Annotated in this window: 22 protein-coding genes; 8 read left to right on the plus strand and 14 right to left on the minus strand. The window is 38.0% G+C overall.

The window, feature by feature from the left end; all coding sequences use genetic code 11:
* Window positions 1-47: 47 nt before the first annotated feature.
* Window positions 48-845: a M15 family metallopeptidase gene (locus tag AN490_RS19940; RefSeq protein WP_300006590.1), complete on the plus strand. Its 798-nt coding sequence runs from the start codon at window positions 48-50 to the stop codon at window positions 843-845.
* 61 nt (window positions 846-906) lie between these two features.
* On the opposite strand, the gene AN490_RS19945 is transcribed toward AN490_RS19940, so the two are convergent.
* The 3 genes from AN490_RS19945 to AN490_RS19955 form a co-directional block, all read right to left on the minus strand.
* Window positions 907-1,299, minus strand: coding sequence for a DUF5615 family PIN-like protein (locus tag AN490_RS19945; protein ID WP_039201951.1), 393 nt, complete (start codon window positions 1,297-1,299; stop codon window positions 907-909).
* Window positions 1,296-1,676: a DUF433 domain-containing protein gene (locus AN490_RS19950; protein WP_168696014.1), complete on the minus strand. Its 381-nt coding sequence runs from the start codon at window positions 1,674-1,676 to the stop codon at window positions 1,296-1,298. The genes AN490_RS19945 and AN490_RS19950 overlap by 4 nt, the downstream gene beginning before the upstream one ends.
* Before the next feature lie 168 nt (window positions 1,677-1,844).
* Window positions 1,845-2,921, minus strand: a complete 1,077-nt coding sequence (locus AN490_RS19955; protein ID WP_168651991.1) for a PIN/TRAM domain-containing protein — start codon at window positions 2,919-2,921, stop codon at window positions 1,845-1,847.
* Window positions 2,922-3,163: 242 nt separating this feature from the next.
* On the opposite strand from AN490_RS19955, the gene hemW reads away from it, so the two are divergent.
* Entirely contained in the window at window positions 3,164-4,348 is a 1,185-nt protein-coding gene (gene hemW, locus AN490_RS19960; RefSeq protein WP_300006591.1) for a radical SAM family heme chaperone HemW, read from the plus strand.
* Window positions 4,349-4,442: 94 nt separating this feature from the next.
* Here hemW and AN490_RS19965 read toward each other — a convergent pair whose 3' ends face one another.
* Both AN490_RS19965 and AN490_RS19970 read right to left on the minus strand, forming a co-directional pair.
* Window positions 4,443-4,934 carry a DUF29 domain-containing protein gene (locus tag AN490_RS19965; RefSeq protein WP_300006592.1) on the minus strand — a complete coding sequence of 164 codons (492 nt, stop codon included), beginning with the start codon at window positions 4,932-4,934 and terminating at the stop codon, window positions 4,443-4,445.
* A gap of 87 nt (window positions 4,935-5,021) precedes the next feature.
* Window positions 5,022-6,131, minus strand: a complete 1,110-nt coding sequence (locus AN490_RS19970; RefSeq protein WP_300006593.1) for an S-(hydroxymethyl)glutathione dehydrogenase/class III alcohol dehydrogenase — start codon at window positions 6,129-6,131, stop codon at window positions 5,022-5,024.
* Between the two features lie 482 nt (window positions 6,132-6,613).
* Between AN490_RS19970 and AN490_RS19975 the strand changes: the two genes are divergently transcribed.
* The 5 genes from AN490_RS19975 (at window position 6,614) to AN490_RS19995 (ending at window position 12,217) form a co-directional block, all read left to right on the plus strand.
* Window positions 6,614-9,415, plus strand: coding sequence for a tetratricopeptide repeat protein (locus tag AN490_RS19975; protein WP_300006594.1), 2,802 nt, complete (start codon window positions 6,614-6,616; stop codon window positions 9,413-9,415).
* 98 nt (window positions 9,416-9,513) lie between these two features.
* A complete protein-coding gene (locus tag AN490_RS19980; protein WP_300006595.1) occupies window positions 9,514-10,197 on the plus strand; it encodes a CHAT domain-containing protein in 684 nt (227 codons plus the stop codon).
* Window positions 10,198-10,200: 3 nt separating this feature from the next.
* Window positions 10,201-10,575 carry a hypothetical protein gene (locus tag AN490_RS19985; protein ID WP_300006596.1) on the plus strand — a complete coding sequence of 125 codons (375 nt, stop codon included), beginning with the start codon at window positions 10,201-10,203 and terminating at the stop codon, window positions 10,573-10,575.
* Complete coding sequence (locus AN490_RS19990; protein ID WP_300006597.1) at window positions 10,572-11,951, plus strand: hypothetical protein; 1,380 nt, start codon at window positions 10,572-10,574, stop codon at window positions 11,949-11,951. Before AN490_RS19985 ends, AN490_RS19990 begins: the two co-directional genes overlap by 4 nt.
* On the plus strand, window positions 11,930-12,217 hold the full coding sequence (locus AN490_RS19995) for a hypothetical protein (RefSeq protein ID WP_242032290.1): 288 nt from the start codon (window positions 11,930-11,932) through the stop codon (window positions 12,215-12,217). Before AN490_RS19990 ends, AN490_RS19995 begins: the two co-directional genes overlap by 22 nt.
* A gap of 64 nt (window positions 12,218-12,281) precedes the next feature.
* Here AN490_RS19995 and AN490_RS20000 read toward each other — a convergent pair whose 3' ends face one another.
* The 6 genes from AN490_RS20000 to AN490_RS20025 form a co-directional block, all read right to left on the minus strand.
* Window positions 12,282-12,542 (minus strand): UPF0175 family protein, encoded by a 261-nt coding sequence (locus AN490_RS20000; protein WP_039202188.1) that lies wholly within the window; start codon window positions 12,540-12,542, stop codon window positions 12,282-12,284.
* Window positions 12,535-12,750: a hypothetical protein gene (locus tag AN490_RS20005; protein WP_193964072.1), complete on the minus strand. Its 216-nt coding sequence runs from the start codon at window positions 12,748-12,750 to the stop codon at window positions 12,535-12,537. Before AN490_RS20005 ends, AN490_RS20000 begins: the two co-directional genes overlap by 8 nt.
* Window positions 12,728-13,015: a BrnT family toxin gene (locus AN490_RS20010; RefSeq protein WP_300006598.1), complete on the minus strand. Its 288-nt coding sequence runs from the start codon at window positions 13,013-13,015 to the stop codon at window positions 12,728-12,730. The genes AN490_RS20005 and AN490_RS20010 overlap by 23 nt, the downstream gene beginning before the upstream one ends.
* A gap of 47 nt (window positions 13,016-13,062) precedes the next feature.
* Window positions 13,063-14,268 (minus strand): aspartate aminotransferase, encoded by a 1,206-nt coding sequence (locus tag AN490_RS20015; protein WP_300006599.1) that lies wholly within the window; start codon window positions 14,266-14,268, stop codon window positions 13,063-13,065.
* On the minus strand, window positions 14,265-15,443 hold the full coding sequence (locus AN490_RS20020) for an iron-containing alcohol dehydrogenase family protein (protein ID WP_300006600.1): 1,179 nt from the start codon (window positions 15,441-15,443) through the stop codon (window positions 14,265-14,267). Before AN490_RS20020 ends, AN490_RS20015 begins: the two co-directional genes overlap by 4 nt.
* A gap of 171 nt (window positions 15,444-15,614) precedes the next feature.
* Window positions 15,615-16,139 carry a Ycf51 family protein gene (locus tag AN490_RS20025; protein ID WP_300006601.1) on the minus strand — a complete coding sequence of 175 codons (525 nt, stop codon included), beginning with the start codon at window positions 16,137-16,139 and terminating at the stop codon, window positions 15,615-15,617.
* Between the two features lie 151 nt (window positions 16,140-16,290).
* Between AN490_RS20025 and AN490_RS20030 the strand changes: the two genes are divergently transcribed.
* Window positions 16,291-17,190, plus strand: coding sequence for a competence protein CoiA family protein (locus AN490_RS20030; protein WP_300006602.1), 900 nt, complete (start codon window positions 16,291-16,293; stop codon window positions 17,188-17,190).
* 99 nt (window positions 17,191-17,289) lie between these two features.
* Here the strand turns inward: AN490_RS20030 and psbA are convergent, their stop codons facing one another.
* The 3 genes from psbA to AN490_RS20045 all read right to left on the minus strand — a co-directional run bounded on the left by psbA (window position 17,290) and on the right by AN490_RS20045 (window position 23,153).
* Complete coding sequence (gene psbA, locus AN490_RS20035) at window positions 17,290-18,372, minus strand: photosystem II q(b) protein (protein WP_300006603.1); 1,083 nt, start codon at window positions 18,370-18,372, stop codon at window positions 17,290-17,292.
* 173 nt (window positions 18,373-18,545) lie between these two features.
* Complete coding sequence (locus AN490_RS20040; RefSeq protein WP_300006604.1) at window positions 18,546-20,045, minus strand: MBOAT family protein; 1,500 nt, start codon at window positions 20,043-20,045, stop codon at window positions 18,546-18,548.
* Between the two features lie 75 nt (window positions 20,046-20,120).
* A complete protein-coding gene (locus tag AN490_RS20045; RefSeq protein WP_300006605.1) occupies window positions 20,121-23,153 on the minus strand; it encodes a DUF1574 family protein in 3,033 nt (1,010 codons plus the stop codon).
* Window positions 23,154-23,344 lie beyond the last annotated feature (191 nt).

Here is a 23,344-nt window from a genome sequence, read left to right on the forward strand (position 1 = left end):
CTCATTTCTTCTTTAACTAACTATTAAACACAAACAGGAGCAAAAACTTGAATAAAGCTGGGTTTCCTAAAAAACCGCACAATTCCTACCCTCTCTCTGGTGATGATATCCCAGTGGCTTTACGCGATACAAATGATGCAGGAAGTAAGATCAAAGTCCAACCTGTGGTTTTGATTACAGGTGGATTAACAGGATTTTTGCTACTGGCTATCACCAGTGGTTTTTTGTTTTCGCTGACAACACCTAAGCCAAATGCTAATTCTGTAGCTGCACCAATTAGTTCTACACCCATAGCCGCTAATACCCCAAATAATAATGATACAGTGTTGGGACATTTTCCCTATTCAGAAGCACCAGAATCAGAATTAGCCCCAATTACCGGTGACAGTAGAATCAGAATGCGAAAATCTGCCGCTGTCAAGTTTCAAGCCATGGTACAAACCGCTAGAAGTGCGGGTGTAATTTTAGTTCCAATTTCTGGCTTTCGTTCTGTACAAGAGCAAAAGCAGTTATTTTTCGGTGTAGGCGCACAGCGGAATCAAACCCCAGCCGAAAGAGCAGCCCTCAGCGCACCACCAAATCATAGTGAACATCATACAGGTTATGCGGTGGATGTTGGCGATGGCACAGTCCCAGCAACTAATCTCCAAGCCAATTTTGATAATACCAAAGCTTATCAGTGGTTACAGGCTAATGCGGCTAAGTTTAGTTTTGAAATTTCCTTTCCGAAAAATAATCTTCAAGGTGTGAGTTATGAACCTTGGCATTGGCGTTTTGTCGGCGATACTGATAGTTTAGAAACATTTTATAAAGCCAAAAATATCAAACCTGTAAAAACACCATAATGATAATCAGAGAATATCAAATATCTGACACTGAACCAATTATGAAACTGTTTTATGATGTTTATGGAATGAAAAGCCGACCTACTCCTAAATAATTATCAATATCTATGATAATCTCAACTATACGATCAACACATTGTTCTCGATAATCATATTCGTCAATGCGATCAAGATTCCCAATTGTAATCACAGGAAATGAAGTTGGTGTATTTTCTTCACGCATTACTTGTTCTAATGAATCCTCACCTTTCATATTCCGATTAGCGGTGAGGATCATCATTTGATTTGCTTGAGCATAACACCAAACTGCGCGGTCATTACTATCCATTGATAAATCCGCTTCTCGAAATGTGACAAAACGAATAGATAGTAACTCAAGCCAACCGTTTTTCGCCAAGATTCCCAGCAAAACTACAGCGTATCCATCAAGATTGTAATCCACTAAAAATATCATGGCTTTATTGAGGTACGTTGGGCTTTTTGCTCCTCAAGTTTCGCCCAAAGAGCCTGTTTTTCGGGCTTTTGTGGTTTTGCTGCCATTTTTGCAAAGTGTTCGCGGTTACGTTCTTCCCAGTATTGATAAATTTCTTCTCTAGTTTGTAGAACTTCTTGATATTCAGCTTCTACCTGAGTATGATGTGTTTCAATGTAAGATAAAGCTGCACTAATTTGTTCATCTGTGAGATTGAATTTATCTCGAATTAACTTCGGAGGATACTGAGCCTTGATCAAATCTATTACATCATAAAGGGTGATGCGCGTTCCCGCAATTGTGAGTCCTCGCTCAGTCCGAATAATAAATGCTTTTTCACTTGATAAGATGGTCTTCATGTTTAAATTTATTTACCAACTACTATTCGTATTCTAATATTAATTAGATAACAATACCCTGTTTGAGATTGATCAGCCAAATACAAGCATTCAGCTTAATCAACAAAATCGGTGCAGTTCCCCACACCGATTTACATAATTTAACTCTAATTTTCCGTGCCATATTCCTTAGGCTAATGCGGAAGCTTGGGGTTTGGCAAAAATCATCCTTCCAGCAGAAGTTTGTAAAGCACTGGTAACTACTACTCGCAATTCACCACCAACATAACCTCTACCTTCTTCCACTACTACCATTGTGCCATCATCTAAATAGCCAATTCCTTGAGTTGGTTCTTTTCCTTCTTTGAGAATTTTCAAATCAAGATAATCACCAGGTAAATAAGTTGGACGAACAGCATTGACTAAATCATGAACATTCAAAACTGGAACTTTTTGCACACTAGCAACTTTCGATAAATTGTAATCATTGGTGAGTAATGTGCCATTGATTTCTTGAGCAAAACGCACCAATTTAGCATCAACAGTGGCAGTATCTTCATAGTCCACAGGATTGATTAAAATGCGTTCGGGATAATTTTCCCGAATGCGGTTGAGAATTTCTAATCCTCTTCTTCCCCTCACCCGTTTTTGATCCTTACTCGCGTCGGCTACTTGTTGTAATTCTTGTAAAACAAATTGGGGGACAAGAATTAATCCTTCTAGAAATCCTGTTTCTAGTAATGTTTCAATCCGGCCATCTATAATGCAGCTAGTATCTAAAACCTTAGTATTAGCAGGTTTAAGAGTTCCTTCCACCACCATACTTTCCACAGTATTGGGGTTAATTAATCTTAACAAACCCCGTCCGTGAGTATCTGCTAAGTTCATTCCTGTAACAGAGAGGATAATACTGCCAACAACCGCAACAAGAGGTTTGATAAAACCAAAATCTGGGGGAATGGGTAATAAAAATAGCGGGGCTAACATCAGATTGGCGAGTAATAGCCCAATTACTAAGCCAATGGCACGGGTGAGAATGACTTCTAGGGGCATTTCCCGGACTTGTGACTCTAGCCGACGGTATGTAGTCTGGAAACTCAGCCCAACTGCACCACCGATAATGGCAGCAAAGACAGCGAAAACTAGGCGTAAGGCATCTAAATCACTAACTCCATCAAGAGTACCAGGGGGGAGTAGATCAGTGCTGAAATAACCTATTCCCGCCGCTGCCAAGATAAATGAGAGAATAATAATGACATCCAGCATGGTTATGTTGTGTTCCTACAACGATATTTATTCGATAGAGTAAAGTATGCTTGTTTGAGTCCTTTTTAGTGATGGAATCATCTTAGCTGCTCAGGCAGACAGAATATGCCAACATTATAACTAAAGCGTTTTTACTGCATATTATTTTTATTTTTAGGGAAAAAGGATGAAAAGTTGTAAACAAACTCCTCATTTTCATTATTTTTAACAGTCAAATCAAATTAACTTCACTATTGTTCAAAATGAGTCAAAAAGATATTGGTTGGGGGATTCCCAGTTCTGCTTATGTGCATATTCCCTTTTGTCGGCGACGATGTTTTTATTGCGATTTTCCGGTATTTGTGGTCGGGAATAACTCACGGGGCGAAAATTCTGGGACAATTGGCGAATATGTTGAAGTTTTATGTCAAGAAATCAGGATTGCACCAACTTATAGTCAACCTTTAGAAACAATTTTTTTTGGTGGTGGTACTCCTTCACTATTATCAACAGCACAGTTGCAATCTATATTGACAACCTTAGAACAGCGATTTGGCATTGCCTCTGGGGTAGAAATTTCTATGGAAATTGACCCAGGGACGTTTGATTTTGTACATATCGCTGGTTATCGTAGCTTAGGAGTAAATCGCGTGAGTTTGGGTGTCCAAGCTTTCCAAGAAGAATTGTTAAAAACTGCTGGGCGATCGCATTCCCTTATAGATATATTTACAGCTATAGAGTTAATTCACCAAGTCGAGATTCCCGAATTTAGCTTAGACTTGATTTCTGGCTTACCGTATCAATCTTTAGCACAATGGCAAGATTCCTTAATCCAAGCAGTAGCAGCCACCCCAACTCACATTTCCATCTATGACCTGACCATTGAACCCGGAACAGCCTTCAATCGTTATTACAAACCGGGAGATCATCCGTTACCCACAGATGAAACCACCGTCAAAATGTATCAAATGGGGCAAAAAACCTTAACTGATGCTGGTTACGAACATTACGAAATTTCCAATTATGCCCAACCAGGACATCAATGCCAACATAATCGAGTTTATTGGCAAAATCGCCCCTATTATGGCTTTGGTATGGGTGCAGCCAGCTATATACAAGGTAAACGCTTCACCCGTCCTCGCAAAACCCAGGAATATTACCAATGGTTAAAAAATGGTGCTGTGATTGATTGTGAAGTCACACCACAGGCAGATGTTTTGTTAGAAACTCTCATGTTAGGGTTACGGTTAGCCGAAGGAATCAGTTTAAATTCCTTAGCAACAAACTTTGGTAATCATCAAGTTGAGAGAATTCAAAGCTGTTTGCAACCATACTTTGCTCAGGGTTGGGTGAAGATTGTTGGGGATAGGTTGCGTTTTAGCGATCCCGATGGTTTTATATTTTCTAATGTGATGTTAGCGAAGTTGTTTGAAAAGTTGGGAGAATAATGAATTATGTTTCGCGCAAAGACGCAAAGAAGCAAAGGCGCAAAGTTTGAAATTTGTGAGTTTCCAATTTCATATTTTAATTTAGCAATGCCGATTATTGCATCAAATCATCATTTGCAACGTCACCAGGATAAAAGTTTAAGTTAATTAAATCTTCCCATAAATATAGGCATTGAGGAGGAAAGGTTGATAACGGTAAATTGGTTTCTGCTGATGCTAAATCCCTAGCATTTTCATAAGCTTCCTGAAGTGCTACTTCTAGAGAAGACTGTAAACTAGGATTTTCATTCAGTAATTTTATGATATCCCGGCGTTGAATCCGAATAGTTGCTAACCAACTGCGACTACGTTTTGATGATTGATATTCCCACTTGAGTAAATGTCCAATTAAAATAATCAGACGATTTCTTAATTCTTGGCGTTCCCTTCTCCCCAAAGATTCAACTTCCTCAATTAAATTCACTAAATCAACTTGATTCCATAGCTGATAACGTAATAAATTAGCCTGTTGTTGAGTCCAGGCATAAAAATCCGCTTCATAAAGATTCAGGTGGACAGCGGATTCTTTCGCCCCTTGTGTCTGCATAATTAAAACCTAGTAACGTTGAATTAATTATAACTCCCTTCTTCCTTTGCGCCTTTGCTCCTTAGCGTCTTTGCGCGAAACAAAAACCTAAAAAGTCACCACACTCCGAATAGATTCCCCCCTGTGCATCAAATCAAAAGCATCATTAATCTTTTCAATCGGCATCACATGAGTAATTAAATCATCAATATTAATCTTACCATCCATATACCAATCTACTATTTTCGGTACATCTGTCCGCCCTCTTGCACCACCAAAAGCCGAACCTTTCCAAACCCTGCCAGTTACTAATTGAAAGGGACGAGTGCTGATTTCTTTACCTGCACCAGCTACACCAATAATCACACTTACACCCCAACCTTTATGACAACATTCTAAAGCTTGACGCATGATATTGACATTACCAATACATTCAAAGGAATAGTCAGCACCACCGTTTGTTAAATCTACCAAATAAGGAACTAAATCACCTGCAACTTCTTGGGGATTGACAAAATGTGTCATGCCAAATTTTTCAGCTAATTCGCGTTTTTTAGGATTAATATCTACACCAATAATCTTATTCGCGCCCACCATTCGCGCCCCTTGGATCACATTTAAGCCAATGCCGCCCAAACCGAAAACTACCACGTTTGCGCCTGGTTCTACTTTAGCTGTATTCACAACTGCACCAATTCCTGTTGTCACACCACAACCGATATAACAAACTTTATCAAAAGGGGCATCTTCCCGAATTTTAGCAACGGCGATTTCTGGCAATACCGTATAATTAGCGAAGGTGGATGTACCCATATAATGGTGAATCATGTCGCCACCGATACTAAAACGGCTCGTACCATCGGGCATTAATCCCCGTCCTTGTGTGCCGCGAATTGCTTGACAGAGATTGGTTTTGAAGCTTAAACAATAATCACATTGCCGACATTCGGGAGTGTATAAAGGAATTACATGATCTCCTCTTTTTAGACTTTTGACATCAGCCCCTACTTCGACAACTATACCAGCGCCTTCATGTCCTAAAATTGCCGGAAATAAACCTTCAGGATCATCACCACACAGGGTAAAAGCATCAGTATGACAAACCCCACTGGCTTTAATCTCAATTAAGACTTCTCCGGCTTGTGGTGGTGCTAATTGTACAGTTTCAATTGTGAGAGGTTTTCCTGCGGTGTATGCTACTGCGGCTTTGACTTCCAAGATGCAATTCTCCTTTAAGGTTCGTTTTTGGGATTAATATCTACCTGAATAATCATAGTTTGTGCTTACTATTCGCGCACCTTGGATCATTTTACCTTGGATAATTAATTGTCTGAATCAGGATGTCCAGGATTTGAGGATTTTCAGGATAGGGATTTTGTAGGGTGCGTCAGATATTGAAAATCTGTTCATGATCACTAAATAATCGCATCTGACGCACCGGCTGATGATTTTTTGTCTGAATCAGGATTTCCAGGATTTGAGGATTTTCAGGATAATTAATTGTCTGAATCAGGATGTTCAGGATTTAAGGATTTTCAGGATAATTAATTGTCTGAATCAGGATTTCCAGGATTTGAGGATTTTCAGGATAATTAATTGTCAGAATCAGGATTTTCGGGATTTGCAGGGTAATATTGTCCGCAATGTGTCAAGATATTATTGAAGCATGATCTAGGTTCTACTCTATCCAGCCCTAACTTATGGATGAACAGCGTCTACAGGCATATTATCAGCTAATTCAACAACTGCTTAGTTGTCCCAATGGTGAAGAAGCGGCTATATTACAAGCTAACAGGGAATTACTCGATGTTGATTTTTTAGAATTGCTGAAGGTAGGGGTAGAACAAATGTCTACCCAGGAAGGACAAGAAAATCGTGCTAACCGGTTGCTGGCTTTAGCTTCTCAACTGAGTGAACAGTTAGATATACCCCTAACCCCAGAACCAGAAACGCCGCTTAATCAAGCAAATTTTGATACCTATTTACAATTTTTATTAGAAGTATTACAAGCAACCGCAGAAAGTAAAGTTAATCCCCAGGTAGTTTACCCTTTACTGGCTGCAAATACGGATAAACTTAATCTGACTTTTGTTGAATTATTACAGGTTTGGGCAACAAAAACACTAGAAAAAGCAGAACCAGACACAGCAAAATCCATCGCTGTAGTGATAGGTAATTTTAGCGATTTGATACAGCAATTTCCTTTAGGTAACAAAGCCGATAATATGGAAATTGCTATTACTGGTTATGAAATCGCTTTTACAGTTTTCACCCGTGATACTTCTCCAGAACTATGGGCGGCTGTACAAAATAATCTGGGGAATGCCTACACAAATAGAATCAGGGGAGATAAAGCGGAGAATCTGGAAAATGCGATCGCTGCTTATAATAAGGCTTTAGAAGTGAGTACCCGCACCGATTTTCCTGTAGATTGGGCAACGACGCAAAATAATCTGGGGAATGCCTACAAAGATAGCATCAGGGGAGATAAAGCGGATAATCTGGAAAAGGCCATCGCAGCTTATAATGAAGCTTTAAAAGTGAGAACCCGCACCGATTTTCCTGTAGATTGGGCAATGACGCAAAATAATCTGGGGAATGCCTACAGTGATAGAATCAGGGGAGATAAAGCGGAGAATCTGGAAAAGGCGATCGCAGCTTATAATGCGGCTTTAGAAGTGAGAACCCGCACCGATTTTCCTGTAGATTGGGCAGCGACGCAAAATAATCTGGGGGCTACCTACCGTGATAGAATCAGGGGAGATAAAGCGGATAATCTGGAAAAGTCCATCGCTGCTTATAATAAGGCTTTAGAAGTTTATACCCCCGCCGATTTTCCTGAACAATGGGCAATGACGAAAAATACTCTGGGGAATGCCTACAATAATAGAATCAGGGGAGATAAAGCGGAGAATCTGGAAATTGCCATTGCAGCTTATAATAAGGCTTTAGAAGTTTATACCCCCGCCGATTTTCCTGAACAATGGGCAATGACGAAAAATAATCTGGGGGCTGCCTACAATAATAGAATCAGGGGAGATAAAGCGGAGAATCTGGAAAATGCCATCGCAGCTTATCAGCAAGCTTTAGAAGTTTATACCCGCACCGATTTTCCTGAAGATTGGGCAAGGACGCAAAATAATCTGGCGGCTGCCTACAGTGATAGCATCAGGGGAGATAAAGCGGAGAATCTGGAAAAGTCCATCGCAGCTTATAATGCGGCTTTAGAAGTTTATACCCGCACCGATTTTCCTGTACAATGGGCAACGACGCAAAATAATCTGGCGGTTGCCTACAAAAATAGAATCAGGGGAGATAAAGCGGATAATCTGGAAAAGGCGATCGCAGCTTATAATGCGGCTTTAAAAGTGAGTACCCGCACCGATTTTCCTGTACAATGGGCAATGACGCAAAATAATCTGGGGACTGCCTACAGTAATAGAATCAGGGGAGATAAAGCGGATAATCTGGAAAATGCCATCGCAGCTTATCAGCAAGCTTTAGAAGTTTATACCCGCACCGATTTTCCTGTAGAAAATGCTAAAACTTTATTAAATTTGGGTATTGATTACCAAGATTCACAACAGTTTGATTTAGCTTACGATACCTTTAAATCTGCCATTGCCACAGTTGAAGGTTTGCGGGGGGAAATTATTTCTGGGGAAGAAAGTAAACGCAAACAAGCAGAAGAATGGAATCAACTTTTTGTACGCATGGTGGAAGTTTGTTTAGCATTGGGTAAAGAAAGGGAAGCTATCAGTTATATTGAACGCAGTAAAACCCGCAATTTAGTAGAACAAATTCTCAACCGTGACTTAAAAACTATTTTTCCTGGTGAGGTTGTCACCCAACTAGAAGAACTGCAAGATGAAATAGCTAGTGGACAGAATTTACTGCAAACAGGCAAAGCTGAAAATCCTACATTTTTATGGCAACATCTCCAGCAATTACGACAACAACGGCAACAATTACAAGATACATATTTACCTATTGGTTCTAGTTTTAATTTCGCGTCATTAGAAAAAATAGTTGATGATAATACAGCAATTATTGAATGGTATATTACATTTGATAAAATTATCGCTTTTGTGATTCAACCAGGAGGTAAAGAAATCACAATTTGGCAATCTTCATCAGCAGATATAGAAGCTTTAATAGATTGGATTAGTGAATATCTAGCTAACTATTATAATCAAAAATACCAATGGCAAAATCAGTTAGAACAAAGTCTGAAGAAGTTAGCAGTAATCCTGCACATTGAAGAAATTTTACAAAAAATACCACCACAGTGTCAAAAGTTAATTTTGATTCCCCATCGTTATTTACACTTATTACCTCTCCATGCTTTACCAGTAAGAAATTCTTATTTAATGGATTTATTTCCTCAAGGTGTGGGTTATGCTCCCAGTTGTCAATTATTACAACAAACACAACGTCGTAAACGTGATGATTTTCAATCTTTATGGTTCTACCGTTCCCCTTATGATCAAACATCCTTTTAATATATCCAAAACCATTGGTGTACATGGGTTTAATCTAAATTAATAAGCATTTTACCGAAAATATCATAAAGGGAGCGGTAGAGCCATCTTTATTTGCTATGCAAACACCCACAGAAGATTTATATGGAAAAGACTTAGGTGCAGTTGCAGCGATTAAAGAGCAGTTTAGTAAAAGTGACATTTTGAAAGAATACAAAGCTAAAGAATCAGCAATTATTCCCAATAATCAAAACCTGATTCAAGCCAATAATCTCTTTTTCTTCTGTCATGGTTATTTCAATTCTAATTCTCCTCTAGATTCCGGCTTACAACTAGCTGATAAAGTTTTAACTTTAGCAAATATCATTACTCATATTAAACTGGAAAACTGTCGTTTAGTTACCCTTGCTGCTTGTGAAACTGGCATGACAGATTTTACAAATAATAGTGATGAATATATTGGTTTACCTAGTGGTTTTCTGTTAGCTGGTAGCACTAATGTAGTTGGTAGTTTATGGACTGTTAGTGCAGTGGCTACAGCTTTATTAATGGTCAAATTTTATGAGGAATTACAAAGTCAAAATAATGTGGTTTTAGCCTTACAAACCGCCCAAAGATGGTTAAGAGATACAAGTATTTCAGGTTTAAAGAAATGGCTACGACAATCAAATCTGGATGAAGATTGGCAAAATGAATTAAATGATTACTTTTCAAAGGAGGAACAAGAACAAGGAAGTAACATCAAAATATTCGCATCACCTTTTTATTGGTCAGCTTTTTGTGCAATTGGTAAAGGAGTTTAAATAATGTCTGCTTATCAAAGAACAATCCAAGCTTTTGTTAAATTAATCGAATCTGAATCTAGTTTATTTTCTAGAGAAGACTGGGATAATTTAGATAAATTAGCTAGTAATTTACCAGAAGATTCAGAAGAAATATCTAGCGAAATTAGAAATTGGTTAAAATTAGAATCACGTTCTCAAATTAAACAAGCATTTGACAAAAAAAGGCAAGAAATTCCTTCTGATTTAACCAACTCCGAGACTAAATTAGGTTTAGGTGGTGCTAAATGGCCAACACCAGCAAACCAACCTAGCGAATCTTCTAAAGAATTGATTCAAAACGCTATAAAATTAAATTCACCTTTATCTGATGATAAAAAATCCCAACCAAAACCGTGAAAAATTTTAGTATTACCCTCCATGCTTTCCATTTGCGACATACTCTTGCACATACACCTGATCAAGTTTTAGAAAATGCCCATCTTTTGTGGGATAATCTTTCTAAGTTAGGTGTATCTTCATTTCCTGCTACCAGTTTAAAAGATTTAAAATCTCAATTAATTTGTTATAAAAATGGTAAATATGAACCTCAACAAGAAGTAGGAATAAGAAACGAATGGTTAACTAATTCCAGAGATTTATTAGATTTAGGAAGTTTCTCAACTACAGACGGATTTAAAATTAATATCAATTTACAACCATTGTTACTTAATGATACTTATGCAGTTGATTTAACTTTGCTTCCAGAGTCAGCAAATATTGATATTAATGTACTGCAAATCCAACATTTTAAACCTAGTTGTTTTTTACCTTCCCAAATTCAAGCATCTTTAGGACAAACTTTATGGATTTATGGAGAAGTTGACGCAAATGAAGACTGTAATTTATTATCTAAAAAAATCGCTAATGCTTTAGTTGCTGGTACAAACTTAAATCCTGTTTCTACTCACTCAGGAGAATTATTCAATAGTTTACTCTTTATCTACCAAGCAAATGATCCCAATGAACCGAATAATCCTGTTAAACAATGTCAGATTTTGATCCTTTTAAATAATCAAAAAGCTAACACAGTCCAATTTATTGGAGATGCTTATCAGTGGTTATTAAATTTATTATGCTGTTATCAGAAAATTCTCTTTGTTAATTACGAAGTAAGTCAAAGTCACCAAAACGCGAGAACAATTTATAGTTATTTAGAGAAGAAAATTCAAGAATTTCAAACTTTGATATCTAATCCAAAAACACAGATATCTGATTTAAAGAAACTCTTATCAGAAATTCCCCAAAAAAGCTTTGACTATACCCGATGTTTACAAGATTTACAAATTCATAATACATCAATTCAGACAAATATTAAAAATTACCGAATTTGCTTAAATAAAATTACAGCCATAAATAATCAAACAGGTCCCCAATTCTGGCAAGACTTCCTAGATAAAGATTGTCAAAAATGGCAAGAACAAATCCAAACTTATATTAATTATCTCACACCAGGACAAGAATTATTTGGGCAATTTGTTGATACAATTCGTGGTATAGTAGAGACACAGCAATCTGAGAGCGATCGCTCTTTAGAAACAACAGTACAAATATTAGGAATCGGTTTTGGTGGTGGTGCTATATTTTCCGGTATTATCACTACGCACATAGATAAGATCAACTCACCTTTATTACCAAAAAATTACTTTTCAGCTTCATTAATTTTAAGCATAATTGCTACCTTGGGATGGACTCTTTTGGTTTGGTTGGTTATATGGATAACAAAACGCAAATAGTGTTTAAAGATATTCTGCATGAAGAAGAATATGAACAAGCAATTGCAAGATTAAATGATTTACTTGATGAAATTGGTACTAATGAACAACATCCTCTTTATCATTTATTAGATACATTAGGAACAATAATTGAGGCTTATGAAATAGAACATTACCCTATTCCTAATTGTCACGGAAATGATGTATTAGCGTATTTAATGGAAGAACACAAACTGACTTTATCAGATTTACCTGAAATTGGTTCATCCGAATCGGGAAACCGTTGATTAATTAACTCTAATTGTCCAATACTACTTAAAGCAATTAAAACCGATGAATTACTAACTGCTTTCATGATAATATTTCTAATGTCTCTAAATCTGTTTCTAACTCTTCTAAATCATAACTACGATCAATATTTTCTTGTCCCAATAACTCATGAAATTCCCATTTGCTTAATTGCGACAATTCACGGGCTTTCCCAAAAGAAAGAATCCCTTTTTGATAAAGTCTAATTGCTAATTCAGTGCGGATGCGATGCAGACGTTCATCAGGAGGTAGACGTAATCCCTCAGTTACTTGATCAGGAATTTCTAAGATTAGTTTACTCATATTGTTTCACATCAGGATCAAGAATAATTATATCATTTTGTTTAGGGAAATGTTCTACTGTTGTTGTCCCATCTTCATGATGAATAGTAACACTATATCCTTCTTGATATCGTTGAGAATATTTACCCCGAATAGGGTTTTTTAGTTGACTTAAATCATATTCTTCTTTTAAGTCATCTTCTAATTCATACTGTATTTTCTCGTTCATAATATCTCCTTTCTTTAGGTGTAACTAATCTTGCACTAATTAAACGGATTTTATCATCACGATCTGTATGAGAAACAAACAAATATCTACCTTGATTGGATAATCCTATTATAATATAGCGATTCTCTCCTAATGAATGTTCAGGATCGTCAAAATCGATAGATAAAGTATCATTAAATATTGAAGCTGCTTCCTCAAAAGAAACACCATGTTTTTTCTGATTTAATTTACCTTTATCTTCATCCCATTCAAATTTTAGTTCCAACTCAATTTTGACCTCTTGTAGGGAATAATGGACTAATTAAGGCATGATCACGCAGAAACAGAAACTTCCGATTGATAGCAAATTCCCGCTTCCTTGAATCTTTGTAAAGCTTCACCCAAGCGATCGCAATCTGCAATTAAACTAATTCTCACATAGCCTTCACCACCCACACCAAAGGCATTACCAGGAGTCAAAACCACCCCAGTTTGCTGTAAAACGTTCAAAGCAAAATCTGTAGAATTCATTCCCACCGGACATTTTATCCACAAATACATAGTCGCTTCAGTTTTGGGAATATTCCACCCCAATTTACCCAAACCATCAATTAAAAAATCTCGACGAGTGCGGTAACGTTGCTGAACTTCATGTAAATAAGAATCAGGGAGACTCAGCGCAGTTTCTGCTGCTGTTTGCAAAGCTGAAAAAATGCCATAATCTAAATTGGTTTTCAGTGTCCGTAAACCTTGGATAACGTGACGATTTCCCACCACAAAACCAACGCGCCAACCTGCCATATTATAGGTTTTAGAGAGTGTGTGAAACTCGACACCAATCTCCTTAGCACCAGGAATTTCTAACAAGCTAGTGGGTTGATAACCATCAAAAGCTAATTCTGCATAACATAAATCATGGACCAAAAGGATTTCATACTTCCGCGCAAACGCCACAATTTCCTCAAAGAACTCGCGGGGGGCGGTAGCAGCGGTAGGATTACTGGGATAATTAAAATAGAGAATTTTAGCCTTTCTAGCTACCTCGTCAGGAATAGCTGCTAAATCAATTAACCAATTATTTTCTTCCTTGAGAATTAAATTGTGAATAACTCCCCCAGCAATAATCGGTCCACGAAAATGCACAGGGTAAGATGGTGAAGGTACTAATACAGTATCACCAGGATTAATATAGGCGATCGCTAAATGCCCCAAACCTTCCTTAGAACCAAGTAAAGGTAAAGCCTCACTATCAGGATCAAGGGTAACACCATAACGGCGATGATACCATTGAGTAATCGCCTTACGGAAACTAGCCGTTCCTTCAAATGGAGGATAACCGTGATTAGCGGGATTTTGCAAAGCTGCCATAGCCGCTTCTATCACAGGTTGGGGAGTAGGTCCATCAGGATTACCCATACCCAAATCAATCAAATCTAACCCTTGTTCTCTAGCCTTAGCCTTTAATTCGTCCAAACGGGCAAACACATAAGGCGGCAATTTTTGTATCCGTTCTGCGGGAGAAATCCAACTCAAACTCATTCCTTCACCTCGTCACTTATTCCCCTGGTGGAAACACGATTAATATCTATTGGTGCAGTGGTAGAAACCATTGCGGCCATCAATTGTTCCAACGCTACATTAAACGGTAGACGGTGGATATCAGAATTAGGTTCTAAACTAATTTCCGCTGCTGTTTGTAACTCACCCAGAGTAATATTACCTAATCCCAAATCTGCTAATTTTTGGGGTAGTCCAATCTCTGCATAGAACTTCAACAATTGTTGTCTTGCTGACGCTGCTAATTGATTTCCTTGGATCATTTCTTCTAACCGCAGTTGTACCAGGATACCATAAGCGACCTTTTCCCCATGAATGCTCCCATGTCCAGAAATATGAGTTAAGCCATTATGAACTGCATGGGCAGCGACTGTGCGACATTGCGCCCCACCAAGTCCCCCAATTACTCCAGCTAGGAGTACAGTTGCGTCCACAACTTCTTGCCAAACTTCCCCACCCGGAAACTGTAACGCAGCAGCAGACTTTTGCAATAAAATATCGCGTAAAACTCGCGCTTGTTGAACCGCAGCAATAATTAAAGTTTGTTGCAAATGCCCACTACTCACTGATGCTTCATACCATTTAGCGATCGCATCCCCAATTCCTGCTATTAATGTGCTTGGAGGTGCAGTCTGAACTAAATTATAATCCAAAATCAGCAAATCAGGACAGCGAGATAAAGCCACATCATATAAAAACGCCCCAGTTTCTGAATAGACATTAGAAAGAGCAGTCCAAGCCGCACAGGTAGCCCCAGAAGTGGGAATTGTCACAATTGGTAATGTCAATTGGTGGGCGACTAATTTAGCCGTATCCAGGGCTTTACCACCACCAATACCGATAATCAGATCAGCTTTATGTTCTTTAGCGGCTTTGCGTAAGGCTTCCAAACTAGCTTCACAACAATCAGCACCATAGGAAACTGACAAAGGATGTAATTCTGGAGATTGGAAAAGAGATTGTAAACTCTCTTGACTCAGATTGAGAGTCTGATTTCCAGCAATAATTAAGGGACGAGTTCCCAAATTAGCGACTTCACTCGCAACGGTTGACAACACACCCGCACCGCGAATTACTTTCCCAGGGGAAACAGAAAGGCTGAAAAATGAACTAGAGGTTTGAGTGGACAAAGTTTCAGTAGAATGTTGATTAGGCATGATCGTTATTTTGCCAGAACTATTGATATTTCTTAATCAAATTTTAAAATAATCCTTATTGTATGATAGATGACCAAAAAATGTGCAAACAAGAAAGAAGCAGGGGGCGGGGGGAAGAGGAGAATATTTTTCTTCCCAATTACCCATTACCAATTACCCATTCCCCGTCACCTATGAAGCAGTGGGTTTTGGTAATGAAGCAAATTTATCTAAATAAACTTCTACCGCCATTTCTGGGTCTTCACGACTGACCAAAGTGCGATTTACTTGACCCAAGTACAGCGGTACAGATAACCCTATTTCTGGGTGGATAATAGTGCGAGCGCGGACTATCATTTCCTTACTACCACCAGTACCTAAGCGACCATAGGAATAAAGGTTACTAGCTGCTTGACGTAAAGTTGCTTCTAATTCTGTAGGAGTGATTTGTGGTGTAATTGCAATTACTGTTTGGTTAGAACCGTTGTCATAAACCAGAGTGTACTTCGCAGCACCGGGAATAATTGTGCGACTCAGAGGTACGAGGGAAAGTGAAAATAACCCCCCTGTCAGTACCAGCATAAAGCCCGTTGTACCTACTAACCGAAAACGAAAGCCCCATTTGACAATAAAAGCCAAGATTGTCAGGACTGCAAATACTATTGTTGCAATACCAGACCATTGAGTGTATTGCAGAAAATTAGCTGTACTAGGCATAAGGTTTTAATTATGAACATTCCCCCCATTCTACCGTTGATACAACGCCTCAGATTCTCGATACTGCGAGTATCCATTAAGAAACCTTCGATCTATGTATTACCATAATTTTAGTATACTAGAATTAATGGTATAAATCTTATTAGTTGATATGGAAACTGTACAATACCAATACGCTATCAATTCGAGTGGTAAAACTATAAATATTGATAATTTAATTGCTGGTTCAGAAGTCAGACGTGAACAATTCAAGTGTATATCATGCGATAATCTCCTACTTCCTGTCTTGGGACAAACAAGGAGAAAGCATTTTCGGCATAAAGTAGATATTGAATGTTCTCATGAAACTTACTTGCACAAATTGGCAAAGTTCAGATTTTACGAAATTTATAATACTTGTTTGCAAGAAAATCAACCTTTTTGGATAGAAATCAACTTTACTAAATACTGTAGCTTTCACGAGGAAAAATTGCTAATTCCCTGCATTTTCAGTAAGGGTAAACATAAATTTGATTTAACTCAATACTTTAACCTCATTAAGTTAGAAACCAAAGATGGTTCGTTTATTCCTGACTTGCTACTTAGTCATGAAAACGGACAAAAGATTTTTGTAGAGATAGCAGTAACCCATAAGTCTACCCTAGAAAAAAGGCAATCAGAACAGCGTATTATTGAATTGAACATCAACAGTGAACTTGATATTAAGCCGATTAATAATAAGCTTTTGTCAGAAAATGAGAAAATAGATTTCTGGAATTTTAACAGGGAACAAAAAAAAGATTTCTGTCATGGTATATGTATTAATGGTTTTAAAAACACAATAAACTCTCATGAAAATATTGAGAATAATGCTTCTCTATTACTATCCTTATATAAAAATTGTTTTTTCTGTTGCCATCATAGACTACTTGTTGATAAAGGGAAAGATATACCTATATATTGTCATATTTTCAAACAACGATTTCATGCAAAAGCAGCAGAGAATTGTCCAAAATACCTGCCAGATGATAAATTTATTGATAATTTCTACTTAGTTACACCAAACCCTTGATTTAAGGATTGGTAGCTGCTGACTTTATATCCAAAACAAAAACACCCCCCATTTCTGGAGGGTGATTCTGTAATTAAGCTATTAACAAAGCTTAAATTATTAACCGTTGATAGCAGGAGCGGTTAAAGCAACAGGAGCAACTTCCATAGCAGCTAAGTCTAGGGGGAAGTTGTGAGCGTTACGCTCGTGCATTACTTCCATACCTAAGTTAGCGCGGTTGATTACGTCAGCCCAAGTAGCGATAACGCGACCTTGAGAATCAATAACGGATTGGTTGAAGTTGAAACCGTTCAAGTTGAACGCCATTGTGCTGACGCCCAAAGCGGTGAACCAAATACCAAATACTGGCCATGCAGCTAGTAAGAAGTGTAATTGACGGCTGTTGTTGAAAGAAGCGTATTGGAAAATCAAACGACCGAAGTAGCCGTGGGCTGCAACGATGTTGTAGGTTTCTTCTTCTTGACCGAACTTGTAACCGTAGTTTTGAGATTCGGTTTCAGTTGTTTCCTTAACCAAGGAAGAAGTTACCAAAGAACCGTGCATTGCAGAGAACAAAGAACCACCGAATACACCAGCTACACCCAACATATGGAAGGGGTGCATCAAGATGTTGTGTTCAGCTTGGAACACGATCATGAAGTTGAATGTTCCAGAGATACCCAAGGGCATACCATCGGAGAATGAACCTTGACCAATTGGGTAGATCAAGAATACTGCGGTAGCTGCTGCTAAAGGTGCAGAGAAAGCTACACAGATCCAAGGACGCATACCCAAACGGTAAGAAAGTTCCCACTCACGGCCTAAGTAGCAAGCTGCACCGATTAAGAAGTGGAATACTACCAGTTGGTAAGGACCACCGTTGTACAACCACTCATCTAAGGAAGCTGCTTCCCAGATTGGGTAGAAGTGCAACCCGATAGCGTTAGAGGAAGGAACAACTGCACCAGAGATGATGTTGTTTCCGTAGATCAAAGAACCTGCAACTGGCTCACGGATACCGTCAATGTCAACGGGAGGCGCAGCGATGAAAGCGATGATGAAGCAGGTAGTAGCGGCTAACAGGGTAGGGATCATTAATACACCGAACCAACCGACATATAAACGGTTGTCTGTGCTGGTGATCCACTCGCAGAAGCGATCCCATACGTTAGCGGTTGAGCGCTGTTGTAAGGTTGTGGTCATTTTATAATTGCTTTATTTTCTTATGATGTTGGTAGGTGGTTTTGCCTACCTGTATACAACATTAGAGGATAAGTTTAAATTTGTAAAGATAATTAGAATTAGTATTAGTTATATCAGTTATATGTTTTCCTAATGTAATGAGGTTTACAGAAATTGCAGCCGCAAATTCACTCCTAAAAATCAAAGTATATATAAGGTAAACTGCCTTCAGGCGCTAGTAGCCAAACCGCATAAAAGCATAAGGGGACAAAAACAATTTTAATTGGCCAGCTAAACTCTAATTTCATTTCTCGTTTAAAAGCATAAGAAATACTCATCAGCAAAGCTATGCCGAGCAGCAAATAAGAAATTTGATATTGACTCATATTTAGAGCTTCTATATAGACCTTTGCGGCAAATTGTTGATCACCCCCATGACCCCAAAGATGTTGAATAACTAAAGCAGAGTCTTGGAGGTTGGGGAGACGAAACCAAATCCAAGATGTAAAAACCATGATTTGCGTCAAAAACCAAGCAAAAATTATTCCTAGCGGGTTTTGCCAAAAAGATTTAAGAATTGTAAAGCGATCGCTTAATACACTAATGAGACGATGCCCAGATAAAGCGACACCATGCAATACACCCCAAATAATAAAACCCCAAGCTGAACCGTGCCAGATACCAGCTATTAGCATTACTATTAATAAATTTCCGCAGGTACGCATTAATCCGCGTCGAGAACCACCTAAAGGAAAATAAAGATAATTACGCAACCAATCACCCAATGTGATGTGCCAGCGTCGCCAAAAATCGGCAATACTGGTACTGAAGTAGGGAAAATCAAAATTTTCCGGTAAAACTAAACCAAATAGTAAAGCACTACCACGAGCAATATCAACATAACCATTAAAATCTAAATATAGTTGCAAGCCATAAGCAAAGGTAGCTAACCACAAATCTGTACTACCTGCTCTTTGTAAGTTACCAAAGCATAAATCCACAAATATACCCAAATTATCAGCGAAAATACCTTTTTTAACCGCACCTCTAGCAATTAACCACAGTCCTTCAGCAACTCTATCAATGCTGGGAAATCTTAGGGTATCAAATTGAATTGCTAAATTATGGTAACGAGTAATTGGCCCAGAAATTAGTTTGGCAAAAAATAATTTATATGCGGCAAATTGGATAAATTTAGTAGTAGCAGTAGCGCCACGATAAACATCTATTAAATAAGCAATACATTCAAATGTAAAGAAAGAAATTCCTAAAGGTGCAACTAACTTAATTAATGATTCTGGTGAATTTGTCGGCTGATTAAAAACTAAATTTAGGAAATAATTTATGTATTTAGAACCTAAAAGAATAAAAACATTAAAACCTATACCAATCGACAATACTTTGAGACGACGTTGATTCCAGTCAGCTTGAGTAAATTGCCGTTCTTCGTTAGATAAATTCCAGTTTTGAGAATGCTTTCCTGGTGAAGTATTGCTGCCAATTTCTAAACCTAGACGGAAGTTAATAAAAGTTAGTGCTAAAAGTAATGGTAAATATTGAATGTGCAAAGATGCGTAGAAAACAAGGCTGGCTATTAGCAGTATCCATAATCTTATATTTGCTAAATTAACAGTCCAGTAGATTCCTAAAACACTCAACAAAAACAGCCCGTAAAAAATTGATATAAATTTCATTTTTGATTAATTTATGATTTTGAATTTGTGATTGGGAAGAAAGAAGATAAGTATTTTTTTCTCTTCCCTATTTAATCACTTTGTTGGCCAGCTAATCATTGGATCTATAGCCAGTTTTTTTGATACTTCATAAGCACCATAGCGATTGAGGTGACTAGGATCTGAAAAGTAATCATTTGCTTTTGGCCATAGCTGACTTAAATCACGATATATAAATTGAGGATGATTGGTAAAGCTTAATAAATACTCTTGAAACTGTTGTTCATATTTTGTGCGTACAGGATCTAAATAATCTGAAGTAAGGGGCAGATTGACAAAGATAAGGGATATCTTATTATTTTTGGTAAACTCTAACATAGAATGGAATGCCTGATCTTGTTTACCTGCTAATTGGAAAGATCTATAATCGTTGTCGTAATCTCCAGAAACTTTGGGGTGTTCTTGATAATATGTGCTGGGATTAAAGCGAATAGATAAAGGTAAGAATCCATCAAAATCAACTCCGGGGAGAGAAAAATTATTGTCTATTTCAGAATCATGGGTGAGATTAATTTTTGATTTAATCGGGGGATTTTGATGGCTAAAAGGTAGATATTGAAGTTGTTTTTGGAGAAGAATTTTAATTTGATCACGGTTTTTATAACTAGCAGATAAATTAGCTACAGACTGATTTAACGAATCGTTAGCGACTTGATAGATACTAATATCTTCTATCTTAGGTTTACTACTAATTTTTTCTTTTCCATCTTCTGGGTTATGAGGAACTTCATTATTTTTGACTGTTGTTTTGGCTTTTTGTAATATTTCCTTGTATCCTGGTGAGGTTTCAATTGCCTTGAAAGTAATATCTTCTCTGCCATTATTAAAGGCGCGAGAACCATCTGCCCATAAAATCACTTTTGGCAATTCTTTAGGTTTTAAAACCTGACGGATAAGAACATCAACAACTTGGGCTGTTGCTCCATTAATACCAAAGTTAAATATATCAATATTGCTATAATTTTTGGTGACTAAAGCTTTAGAAAGGGCAACAGGATCAACTCCTCTCAGGGCGCGAGAAGAACCAATAATCAAAACATCTGGTGGGCGTTTTTTGGTGTTTAAACGATGTTTATAGAGGGCTAATTGTTCATCTAATTGCCTAGCATTAAAACTTGGCATTTGTGATCTAGCTGCTAATAAAATCGCTGTAGCTGTAGCTTTTTCTTTTAATGGTGCGGCTGGTAAATTTCCTGATTGAGAACCATTTTCATTGATAAATTCAGAAGCATTAAAACCAGCTTGATTATTATTAGGTAATTCGGTTGTTCTTGATTGATTTAAAAATGATGTTTTCTGATTATTTGGTAATGGTAAAGATGCTTGGGCTTGTGAGGATAAGGGCGAAATAGTATTATTAGTAGCTTTTGGTGAATTCTTAATGGTATGGGCGACAAAATAGCCTAACATGAAATCACTTTGTAATGCGAGAAGTAATCCTAATGCCAGCCAAATCATTCCACTGCTAATTCCTTGATTGTCGGGATTTTCATCTATTTCTTGATTAGATGATGTAAATAGTTGACTGTTTAAAAGTAAATTTCTGATGATTTTATTGGTATTTGTTAACCAATTTTTTGTTTTCTCTTTGATAAAACTTTGTACTTCTGTATTTGTTAAGTCGGGACGCAAAATTTCTTCACCGTTTTCACCGATCATCAGGGAATTTACATATTCTGATGTAGCAGCAAATTCTGGTGTTGCTTCGGGGACTAATCGAGAACGTTCTTCTAGATCAACTCCATGATGCCATACGGGTTCTTTATCACCAGCACGACGACCATAAACACGGACACCTGTAATACCATGAATTTTCAGTTGGCGGATAAATTGAGTTACTTTCCGAGAAACTTGATGGCGTGTGGGACAAACGGGAGCATCACACATGATGTGTAATAAATATTCTTTGCAAACTAGTAATACCCGAATACCACCTGTTTTCAATCGCCAATCTAGGTCAGGATTAAGCAACCGCTCTAGTAAAAAAATAATTGCTGGTTGATCACCTGTACGGGCAAGTTCCCAGGCAGATGCCACTAGGGTGGGATGCTGGGATGCTGGTAAATATACCCAGTCTATCCAAATTGGTTTTTTATCCGCTGTTTTTTGTCCGTATATGGCGGCTGAGATAATAGCTTGAGGAGCAATATTTTCTAGCAGGGGGACAATGGACTGTAGCGCGGTTTCTTTATCTGGTGCAGGGGCGGTTTCTAAGGGGTCAAAAGCTGGAGTACAAAATATGTGTAAGGTAGATTCTCTGAGAGAAGTTTCTAGTGCTATTTTGAAGCCTAATAATTCCTCTGTTAATATTTTAGCGATCGCTTGCACATCTCCCCACCGCGCCCATTCTTTTAACATCACCTCTGGAGGTGTTAAATCTACTCTTACCCGCCAATCTGGCTCGGTTTCCCCGCGAACTTGGGCTACAATGATCCCATCCTGATAACCAACAAGCTGCAAATATCTGAGCTTTTGGGCTACCGTTTCTGCCAGTAATGATGGATCGGGGCTATAGCTAGACTGACAAAATACCCACAGACGATTAACGACTATCTGAGAGTTATTTTTCGCCGGAGAGGGTTGAATTTTTACCTGTACTGCTATCCCTAAATGGCTGAGATGTTCGCTCAAATAGCGAGCAATGGCATCGGCATCTCCTTGGCGTGCCAGACTCTCATTAGAGATAATTAACGAGCCACCGGGGCTTATAGGCGTTTCTGTTTGTGATAATAGTGACTGTTCTACCTGTTCTAAATGTTGCTCTAGTTGATTCAAGTACACCCGATGGCACCATTCGGGACGGTGTTCCCCTTTTTTTCGACCATAAATTAATATCTGGTATATTGACGGTTGTTCGTCATTGGTAAGGGTATCTACATCGGTTTGCTGTAGCGCTTGCAGTAACTCCGATAGGGTTTGCCAACGTTGTGGACATTCAACGCTTTCACAGAGAATATGTAGGTCATTACCTAGCAATCGGACTTTTACCCCGAAAGTATTTATACCTGTTGCTTGGCTTACCCATTGCACTAAGGAATTTTGACGATTATCAAGTAATACTGTTTTCATGGGCGGTGGAATTTAACAGCAAGGTTGTATTGGGGAATTTCGGTTGTATTTGTCAAATAGAACCATAGAATTATCACATTTTGCCGTTTTTTTGAACAATTTTGTTACCTTCGCAGCTTGCAAAATTGACAAATGACAAAGATAGTCTTATAGAAGAATTTAGAAATCAGGAGGTAGGGGCGCTGCGCCCA

The organism is Anabaena sp. AL09 (genome assembly GCF_001672255.1).
GTDB lineage: Bacteria > Cyanobacteriota > Cyanobacteriia > Cyanobacteriales > Nostocaceae > Dolichospermum > Dolichospermum lemmermannii.